The 8,494-nt window shown below is 66.8% G+C and carries 8 protein-coding genes and 1 pseudogene; 2 read left to right on the top strand and 7 right to left on the bottom strand.

All coding sequences use genetic code 11. The features are described 5' to 3' along the window. The 7 genes from GJ693_RS11580 to ccoN form a co-directional block, all read right to left on the bottom strand. Window positions 1-1,767: heavy metal translocating P-type ATPase (locus GJ693_RS11580; RefSeq protein WP_268893157.1), on the bottom strand; the 1,767-nt coding region annotated here is incomplete at its 3' end. Continuing rightward, window positions 1,764-2,219, bottom strand: a complete 456-nt coding sequence (locus tag GJ693_RS11575; protein WP_156256458.1) for a FixH family protein — start codon at window positions 2,217-2,219, stop codon at window positions 1,764-1,766. The genes GJ693_RS11580 and GJ693_RS11575, both read right to left, overlap by 4 nt. Before the next feature lie 13 nt (window positions 2,220-2,232). Beyond that, the gene (gene ccoG, locus GJ693_RS11570) at window positions 2,233-3,693 is read right to left on the bottom strand and encodes a cytochrome c oxidase accessory protein CcoG (RefSeq protein ID WP_156256457.1); all 1,461 of its coding nucleotides are present in this window, start codon (window positions 3,691-3,693) and stop codon (window positions 2,233-2,235) included. Next, window positions 3,680-4,582, bottom strand: a complete 903-nt coding sequence (gene ccoP / locus GJ693_RS11565) for a cytochrome-c oxidase, cbb3-type subunit III (protein ID WP_156256459.1) — start codon at window positions 4,580-4,582, stop codon at window positions 3,680-3,682. Before ccoP ends, ccoG begins: the two co-directional genes overlap by 14 nt. Then, window positions 4,575-4,751: a cbb3-type cytochrome c oxidase subunit 3 gene (locus tag GJ693_RS11560; protein WP_156256456.1), complete on the bottom strand. Its 177-nt coding sequence runs from the start codon at window positions 4,749-4,751 to the stop codon at window positions 4,575-4,577. The genes ccoP and GJ693_RS11560 overlap by 8 nt, the downstream gene beginning before the upstream one ends. Beyond that, complete coding sequence (gene ccoO / locus GJ693_RS11555) at window positions 4,748-5,503, bottom strand: cytochrome-c oxidase, cbb3-type subunit II (protein WP_156256455.1); 756 nt, start codon at window positions 5,501-5,503, stop codon at window positions 4,748-4,750. The genes GJ693_RS11560 and ccoO overlap by 4 nt, the downstream gene beginning before the upstream one ends. A gap of 12 nt (window positions 5,504-5,515) precedes the next feature. Continuing rightward, entirely contained in the window at window positions 5,516-7,168 is a 1,653-nt protein-coding gene (gene ccoN / locus GJ693_RS11550; protein ID WP_156256454.1) for a cytochrome-c oxidase, cbb3-type subunit I, read from the bottom strand. 169 nt (window positions 7,169-7,337) lie between these two features. Here ccoN and GJ693_RS11545 point away from each other — a divergent pair, with 169 nt between their 5' ends. Both GJ693_RS11545 and GJ693_RS11540 read left to right on the top strand, forming a co-directional pair. Continuing rightward, window positions 7,338-8,252 carry an ATP-grasp domain-containing protein gene (locus GJ693_RS11545; RefSeq protein ID WP_156256453.1) on the top strand — a complete coding sequence of 305 codons (915 nt, stop codon included), beginning with the start codon at window positions 7,338-7,340 and terminating at the stop codon, window positions 8,250-8,252. A gap of 36 nt (window positions 8,253-8,288) precedes the next feature. After that, window positions 8,289-8,494 (top strand): annotated as a pseudogene (locus GJ693_RS11540) (aminodeoxychorismate synthase component I); the annotation flags it as partial.

The raw sequence follows: 8,494 nt of genomic DNA, 5'->3' as shown, positions 1-8,494 counted from the left end.
CGCCGTGATCGCGGCGAGCTTTTCCGCCGGATCGAGGCCGCCCGTGCCGGGGATGCCGAGGGCCTGCGCCACGGCGGCAACCGGGCCGGGCCGATCGCCGGACAGGATGTGGGCCGGCAGGCCAAGCGCTGCCAGTTCGGCGATGGTGGCGGCAGCCGCCGGGCGCAGTGGATCGGCAAAGCGGATCAGGATTTCGGGCGCATCGCCAATGCCGAGCGCGGCGGCCATCTCGGTGCCGGCAGTCGTGGCCGGGCGGCCGAGCCGCACCGGCGTGCCGTGCCACTGGCCGGAAAGGCCTTCGCCCGGTGTCTCGCTCACTGCGCTGACCGGCACTGGGTCTGTGCCGGCAGCGACCAGGGCCGCCCGCAGCGCTTCCGACAACGGGTGACGGCTGCACTGGGCCAGGGCCAGCGCGATGCCGGCCTGGGTGGGCGACAGCGTCGACAGGTCAACCGGGGCAGGGGTGCCGAGCGTGAGCGTGCCGGTCTTGTCGAATACGGCCGCATCGGCTTCGGCGAGGCGCTCCAATGCACTGCCGTCCTTCACCAGCACGCCGGCCTTCATCAGCGCGCCGGTGGTGACGATCTGGGCGGCGGGGACGGCGAGGCCAAGCGCGCAGGGGCAGGTGATGATGAGCACGGCCACGGCAATGAGCAGGCTTTCGTGCCAGCTCGCGCCGGCCAGCATCCAGCCGAGAAACGACAGCAAGGCCAGCGTGTGGACGGCCGGCGCATAGAGGCGCGCCGCCTTGTCGGCGATGCGGACATAGTGCGAGCGGCCCTGCGCGGCATCCTGCATCAGCCGGGCGATATCGGCGATGCTGGTGTCGGGCCCGGCGGCGGTCACGCGCACCTCCACCGCGTCGCCGCAGTTGAGCGTGCCGGCCAGCACCGGGTCGCCGATGCCGGCGGTGCCCGGCATGGCCTCGCCGGTGATCAGCGACTGGTCGAAATGGCTGCGGCCGCGGCTGATGATGCCATCGGCGGCCAGGCGCTCGCCGCTCGCCACCAACATGGTCATGCCGGGGCGGAGGGCGCTGGCGGCCAGCCAGTTGCTGTGGCCGTTGTCGCCGATCACCAGCGCGCCCGCGGCCATGTGTTTCAAGAGCGCGCTCACGCCGTCGCGGGCGCGGTCGCGCATCACCGCATCGAGCCAGCGTCCGCCGAGGAGGAAGAACAGCAGCATCACGGCACTGTCGAAATAGGCGTGGGCGCCGTGGGTGATGGTTTCAAACAGCGACAGGGCGGTGGCGAGGATGACGCCTATGGAGATCGGCACGTCCATGTTGGTGCGGCGGGCCTTGAGCGCGGCCCAGGCCGAGCGGAAGAAAGGCTGGCCGGCATAGGCGACGGTCGGCAGGGCGATGAGGGCGGAGAGCCAGTGGAACAGATCGCGGGTCAACCCGCCGGCGCCGGACCAGACCGAGACCGACAGCAGCATGATGTTCATCGCGGCAAAGCCGGCCACTGCCAGCGCCTTGACCAGTGACCGCGCCTCGCCGTCCGGACCGGCCAACGCGTTGCTGATCGGGCTGGCCTCGAAGCCGAGGCCGGCGATGGCGCTGACCAGCGCCGGGTCTGTCAATGCTGCATCATGGCTGACCAAGACCTGCTTTGCGGTGAAATTCACCCGCGCCGCAGCCACGCCGGGCACAGCGGCGAGGCCCTGTTCCAGCTTTGAAATGCAGCCGGCACAGCGCATCCCCGGCACGGCAAAGCGCGATACCGCCAGCGCCGAGCCGACGGGGCGAGGCGCGGGCCTGTTCACGCCAGCACGTCCAGCACATTCTTGATGTTATGACCGCTGCGGATCTGCAGCCGCACCTGCCAACGCCCAGCCGGCAGCGGGGTGGTCGAAACGAGCTTGCCGGCACCATCGGCAGCGAAGGCCAGCGGCACATCCGGCGCGCGGCCCAGCGGGTGATGGGCCGTGCCCTGTGCCACAAAGCTGACACCCGGCACGATGATCACCACATGGCGGGCGGCATCCAGCGCGACCGGCGTGGCCCAGCCCAGCCGGTCCTGCGCGCGGGCCTGTGCCAGCCAGCCATTGAACGCCTGGCTGGCGACATAGGAGTTGTCGACCACGGTCCCGCCAAAGGTGGAACTCGCCAGGCGTGCCATGGTGATGTTGACCGCGATCACCACGCCGAAGAAGCCGACCATCACGGCCAGAAAGGCGCGTCCGGAGAATCGGGCGGTGGCTTTGCTGGCGCTCATCTCGGCCTCTCCTTCACTGGCGCACGAACTTGAGGGTGCGGGCGGCTTCACGCGCGTCCCTGGTGCCGCGTGCGGCATCGAGCGGCCGGGCAACCAGCGTGAAGCCGGTTTCGCCGGCCTGGCCGGCGGGTGCGGCGACGTAGAGATGCAATCTGGTGGTGGCATCGGGCGCCAGTTGCAGGTTCACGCTGCGCGCGGCGTCGCGGCGGTCCATGGCGTCGGTCCACAGGCTGCCGGCGGGCAAGCCGCTCATCACCAGCGCCACACGCCGCGGCCGGCTTTCCATGTTGCGGAGCTTGATCGTCCAGCCGTTGCGCACCTGCCCGTCCGACAGGGTGACGACCATGGGATTGCGGTCCTGCGCGCTGTCGATGGCAAGGCGCGTGCGCTCGCCCAGGGTGAACAGCATGGCGAGGCCGATGCTGGCCCAGATGCCGAAATAGACCAGGGTGCGCGGGCGCAGCAGGGTCTTCAGCACGGGCGTCGCCTGGCCACCGGCGCGCTCGCGTTTCTGGTCATCGAGGTTGAGATAGTCGATCAGGCCGCGCGGGCGGTTCAGTTTGGCCATCACCTCGTCGCAGGCGTCGATGCACAGCGCGCAATTGATGCAGCCCAGTTGCGGCCCGTTGCGGATGTCCACCCCGGTCGGACACACCGACACGCAGGCACTGCAATCGATACAGTCGCCCATCTTTTCGCCGCTGGCTGCCGCTTTCTTCACACCCTGCGTGCGCGGTTCGCCGCGCCAGTCGCGATAGGTGACGATCAGCGATTTCTCGTCCAGCATCGCCGTCTGGATGCGCGGCCATGGGCACATGTAGATGCAGACCTGCTCGCGCATCAGCCCGCCCAGCGTGAAGGTTGTGAAGCTGAGCACGGCGACGGTGGCATAGGCCACGAAGGGCGCGGTGCCGGTGAGGAATTGCCGCGCCAGCGTGGGCGCGTCGGCGAAATAGAAGATCCAGGCGCCGCCGGTCGCCATCGCGATCAGCAGCCAGAGGCTCCACTTGCTCAGCCGCCGGCCCAGCTTGGCGGCGCCCCAGGGCGCGGCGTTCAATCTCAGCTGGGCGTTGCGGTCGCCATCAATCCAGCGCTCGACATGCTGAAAAAGATCGGTCCACACTGTTTGCGGGCAGGCATAGCCGCACCAGGCGCGGCCGACGGCGGAAGTGACCAGAAAGAGCCCGATGCCGGCCATGATCAGCAATCCGGCAACGAAATAAAATTCCTGCGGCCAGATCTCGATATCGAACATGAAGAAGCGGCGGCCAGCCAGATCGACCAGCACCGCCTGATCAGGGGCCCAGGGTCCGCGATCCCAGCGCAGCCAGGGCGTGATGTAATAGACCGCCAGGCACAGCGCCATCACCGCCCATTTCAGGCGACGGAAGCGACCGTTCACAACGCGCGGAAACACCGGCTCGCGCTTGCGATACAGGCCGCTCGACGGATTGATGAGATCAAGGGCCGACATTGGCTCCACCGGCTGTTGCAATCGGCGGCGGTGGCGGGTTGGCCTCGCCGCCGCCCAGCGAATGGACATAGGCTGCCAGCATCTTGATGGTGACCGGATCGAGCCGCCCGGCCCAGTGCGGCATCACCCCGTAACGGGCCTTGGCAATGGTTTCGGTCAACGTCGCGCGGTCACCGCCATAGAGCCAGATGCCGTCGGTGAGATTGGGCGCGCCCTGTTCGCGCATGCCCTTGCCATCGGGCCCGTGGCAGCTGGCGCAGTTTTCGGCAAACAGCGCCGCGCCGGCCGGCGATGGCTTGCCCTGGCCGGAAATGGCCCGCACGTGGCTGACCAGTTGCTGGATCTGCCCCTTGGACAGGATGTCGGCAAATGCCGGCATCTGGCTGAAGCGGGTGTCGTCCACATCCGGGTTGCGCACGCCCTTGCTGATGGTGGTGTGGATCGACGCGATGTCGCCGCCCCACAGCCAGTCATCATCGTTGAGATTGGGATAGCCCTTGGATCCGGCCGCGCCGGCGCCGTGGCACTGCACGCAATTGACCTTGAAGGCGGCGCGGCCGCCCTCGATTGCGCTGCGCATCAGCGCGGGATTGGCCGGCAGTTGTTCGATCGGGGTGGCGGCAATGGCGTTGAGGCGCGGCGCGCGGGCGGCGGCTTCGGCGGTCAGCGTCTCGGCGAGCTGGCGGTGGCTGCTCCAGCCGGTCAGGCCGTCGGTATCGGGCGCCGCCGGATAGGCGACCACATAGCCAGCGGCGAACACCACGGTGGCGGCGAAGATATACACCCACCAGCGCGGCAGCGGCGTGTCCAGTTCCTGGATGCCGTCCCATTCATGGCCAACGAAGCTGGTGCCGGTGGCTTCGTCCACGCCGGGCTTGTGATCAGTCATCATGATTACTCCCGGGGTTTTCTGGCCTGAAGATCATGCGGGCGGCATCGTCGTGCAGCGTCTTGGCCTGCGGGCGCAGCGCCCACAGCACGAGGCCGAGAAACAACAGGGTCATCGCCAACAGGCCCCAGCTGTCGGCCAGGTGGCGCAGGCTGTTGTAATCGCTCATTTCGGCTGCTCCTGGGCCTCGGCGGCCTTGAGATCGACCAGGGTGCCGAGCATCTGCAGATAGGCGACCAGCGCATCCATCTCGGTCACTTGGCCGGGGTTGCCGTCGAAATCCCGCGCCTGCGCCTTGGGATAGCGGGCGGCAAGATCGCTGGCGTCGGCATCAGGCGTCGCCTGCAGTTTCAGGTCGTCATTGGCCTTGGCGATGTCGGCCTCGCTATAGGGCACACCGACGGCCTTCAGCGCCTTCAGGTGCGCCCGCATGTCGCCGGCGTTCAGCGGCTTTTCGGCGAGGAAGGCATAAGGCGGCATGATCGATTCCGGCACGACGCTGCGCGGATCGACGAGGTGATCATGGTGCCACTTGTCGGAATAGCGGCCGCCAACGCGGGCCAGATCGGGGCCGGTGCGTTTCGATCCCCACTGGAAGGGGTGATCATACATGCTCTCGGCGGCCAGGCTGTAATGGCCATAGCGCTCCACCTCGTCCTTGAACGGGCGCACCATCTGGCTGTGGCAGACATAGCAGCCTTCGCGGATGTAGATGTTGCGGCCGGCCAGTTCGAGCGGGGTGTAGGGGCGCATGCCCTCCACCTTTTCCACGGTGGAATCGACCCAGAACAAGGGCGCGATCTCGACGATGCCGCCGATGGCGACGGCGACGAGGGAGAAGAGGCCGAGCAGCGTGATGTTGCGCTCCAGCGTGCGGTGGGAAAAGCCCTCCGTGGGGGCCGGTTCAGGCGTTGAGGCCATGGTTGCGCTCCCTCATTCGGCCGGTTGCAGGCTGCCCGGCATCGGCAGTGGCCGGTCGGCAGCGGGGTAATAGGGGGTCTCGGTCATCGCTGCTTCCTGGCGCAGGCGGCCGGCGATGGTCATCGCGATGTTGAAGGCGAAGATCAGTGCGCCCGACAGGTAGAGCAGGCCACCGAAAGCGCGCAGCAGATACATCGGGTGGATCGCCGCGATGGTTTCGGCAAAGCTGTTCACCAGATAGCCATCGGCGCCATATTCGCGCCACATCAGGCCCTGGGTAAGGCCGGCCACCCACATCGAGGCGGTGTAGAAGACGATGCCGGCAGTCGCGAGCCAGAAGTGGGCATTGATCAGGCGCAGGCTGTACAGGCGCTGGCGGTGCCACAGGCGCGGCGCCAGATAATACATGCAGGCAAAGGTGATCATGCCGTTCCAGCCGAGCGCCCCCGAATGCACATGGCCGATCGTCCAGTCGGTATAGTGCGACAGCGAGTTGACCGACTTGATCGACATCATCGGCCCTTCGAAGGTGCTCATGCCGTAGAAGGCGAGCGCCAGCACCATCATGCGGATGATCGGATCGGTGCGGATCTTCTCCCAGGCGCCGTTCAGCGTCATCAGGCCGTTGATCATGCCGCCCCACGACGGCATCCACAGCATCACCGAGAACACCATGCCCAGGCTCTGCGCCCAATCGGGCAAGGCGGTGTAATGCAGGTGGTGCGGACCGGCCCAGATGTAGAGGAAGATCAGCGACCAGAAGTGGATGATCGACAGGCGATAGCTATAGACCGGCCGCTCCGCCTGCTTGGGCACGAAGTAATACATCATGGCGAGGAAGCCGGCGGTGAGGAAGAAGCCGACGGCGTTGTGGCCATACCACCACTGGGTCAGCGCATCCTGCACCCCGGCAAAGGCCGAATAGCTCTTGGAGCCCACCCAGCTGACCGGCAGCGACAGGTTGTTGACCAGGTGCAGCATGGCCACGGTGATGATGAAGGCGAGATAGAACCAGTTGGCGACATAGATATGCGGTTCGCGCCGCTTGATGATGGTGCCGCCGAACACGATCAGATAGGCGACCCAGACGATGGTCAGCCACAGATCGACATACCATTCCGGCTCGGCATATTCGCGCCCCTCGGTGATGCCCATCACGTAACCGGTGGCGGCCAGCACGATGAACAATTGATAGCCCCAGAACACGAAGCGGGCGAGGCTGGGAAAGGCGAGGCGGGCGCGGCAGGTGCGCTGCACCACGAAGAAGCTGGTGCAAATGAGCGCATTGCCGCCAAAGGCGAAGATCACCGCCGAGGTGTGCAGCGGCCGCAGCCGCCCGAATGTGGTGTATTCAAAGCCGAAGTTGAGCACCGGCCAGGCCAGTTGCAGGGCGATGAACAGCCCGGCCAGCAGACCCACGACGCCCCAGAAGGTGGTGGCGATCACACCCCAGCGCACCGGCGCATCGTCATAGCGGCTCTCGTCACGCGCTGGCGCTTCGCCCGTGCTGCCTGTGGCGATCACGACACCCGCCGCGATCAGCGCGGCCAGCGCCATGATGGCCATGTGAATGGCAAAGCCGCTATCCTGCGCCTGTGCCATCGCCATCAGCGCGATGACCATGGCAACCAGCAGTCCGCCGGATTTGGCCAGGGTTGCAGGCATGTTTCGCCCCCTCATTGTTCATTTCGCTAGGGGGCTGTTTGGCGCGACTGGTTACGTCGCGAGAATAAGGGCTTACCCTATTAGGTAATGCCCCGGATGGGGGCTTTTGCTGCAGTGCAAAGTGATGTTAGGTTGGCTTGGCTCAGATTGGGACGGGCCGGGGAAACGCATGCATCAATTGGCGATCGTCTATGATCATGGGCACAGGTTTCAGCCGCTGTTTTCGGCTCTTGAACGCGCTGGCATCGATTATCTCCCGGTCAACACCGCCGGGCATGGCTTTGATCCTATCGGGGGCCAGCCGCCGGCACCGGTGATCTTCAACCGGGTGGCGATGAGCTCGGCCCGGGCCGGCCAGCAGCACCCGGTCTATTATGCGATGGCGCTGCTCGATCACTGGGCAGGGCAGGGCGCGCTGGTGCTGAACGGCGCTGATTCCATGGCCATCGACGCCAGCAAGGCCCGGCAACTGGCGCTGATCAACCGGCTGGGCCTGGCGGCACCGGCAACGCGCGTGGTGCACGATACGGCAGCGCTGCTGGCGGCATCGGAAGCGATCGGCTTTCCGCTGGTGGTCAAGGCCGATGTCGGTGGTGCCGGATCGGCACTGGCCGGTTTTGACAGCCGCGAGGAACTGGCCGCCGCCGCCGACGCCGGGCGCCTGCCGCCGTCGGCCAATGGCGTCTGGCTGGTGCAGGCGCTGGTGCGGGCGCGCGGCGGCCATGTCACCCGCATCGAATTGCTGGGTGGCCGCTATCTTTATGGGATCGACGTGACGGCGATGGACGAAGCCCTGGTGGTGTCGTCCAGTGATGAACTGGTCCAGCGCCTCGCCACCCGCCGTCGCCGCCGCGCCGAACCGCCGCCCAATCTGATCTCCGCTGCCGAAATGCTGGCGCGCGAAGCTGGCATGGAAGCCTGCGGTATCGAATACATGATTGACGATCAATGCGGCACGCCGCGCTTTCACGACATCAACGGCCTGTCGCCGTTCGTGGACAATCCGATGGACGTGCTCGGCTGGGACCCGCACGACCGGCTGGTGGACCGTTTGCGCCATCATATCCGCCGCATGGGGGGCTAGTTGCCCTCAGCCGCCGTGGGGCGCTATGCCGCCCGCGTGCTTGATCCTGCCCGGCCCTTCCTGTTGCTCGATGACGCCAAGAGTGGCCGGATGCGACTGTTCTCGGGCCTTCAGGAGGCCGTGATGGCCTGGCAGCCGGCCGACGTGGCCCCGGCACTGGCGCGCCTGGCCGAGCCAGGCCCCTGGGGTGGCTTCATCGGCTTCGAGGCGGGGCACGCGCTGGAGCCGCGCCTCGCGGGGCT

The organism is Sandarakinorhabdus oryzae, assembly GCF_009733735.1.
GTDB lineage: Bacteria > Pseudomonadota > Alphaproteobacteria > Sphingomonadales > Sphingomonadaceae > Sandarakinorhabdus > Sandarakinorhabdus oryzae.
The sequence above is the reverse complement of the archived record's forward strand: the minus strand, read 5'-3'. Positions and strand labels throughout refer to the sequence as shown.

Coding starts and splice junctions, on each gene's coding strand:
- GJ693_RS11575 (WP_156256458.1), bottom strand. CDS start 2,219: ATGAGCGCCAGCAAAGCCACCGCCCGATTCTCCGGACGCGCCTTTCTG.
- ccoG (WP_156256457.1), bottom strand. CDS start 3,693: ATGTCGGCCCTTGATCTCATCAATCCGTCGAGCGGCCTGTATCGCAAG.
- ccoP (WP_156256459.1), bottom strand. CDS start 4,582: ATGACTGATCACAAGCCCGGCGTGGACGAAGCCACCGGCACCAGCTTC.
- GJ693_RS11560 (WP_156256456.1), bottom strand. CDS start 4,751: ATGAGCGATTACAACAGCCTGCGCCACCTGGCCGACAGCTGGGGCCTG.
- ccoO (WP_156256455.1), bottom strand. CDS start 5,503: ATGGCCTCAACGCCTGAACCGGCCCCCACGGAGGGCTTTTCCCACCGC.
- ccoN (WP_156256454.1), bottom strand. CDS start 7,168: ATGCCTGCAACCCTGGCCAAATCCGGCGGACTGCTGGTTGCCATGGTC.
- GJ693_RS11545 (WP_156256453.1), top strand. CDS start 7,338: ATGCATCAATTGGCGATCGTCTATGATCATGGGCACAGGTTTCAGCCG.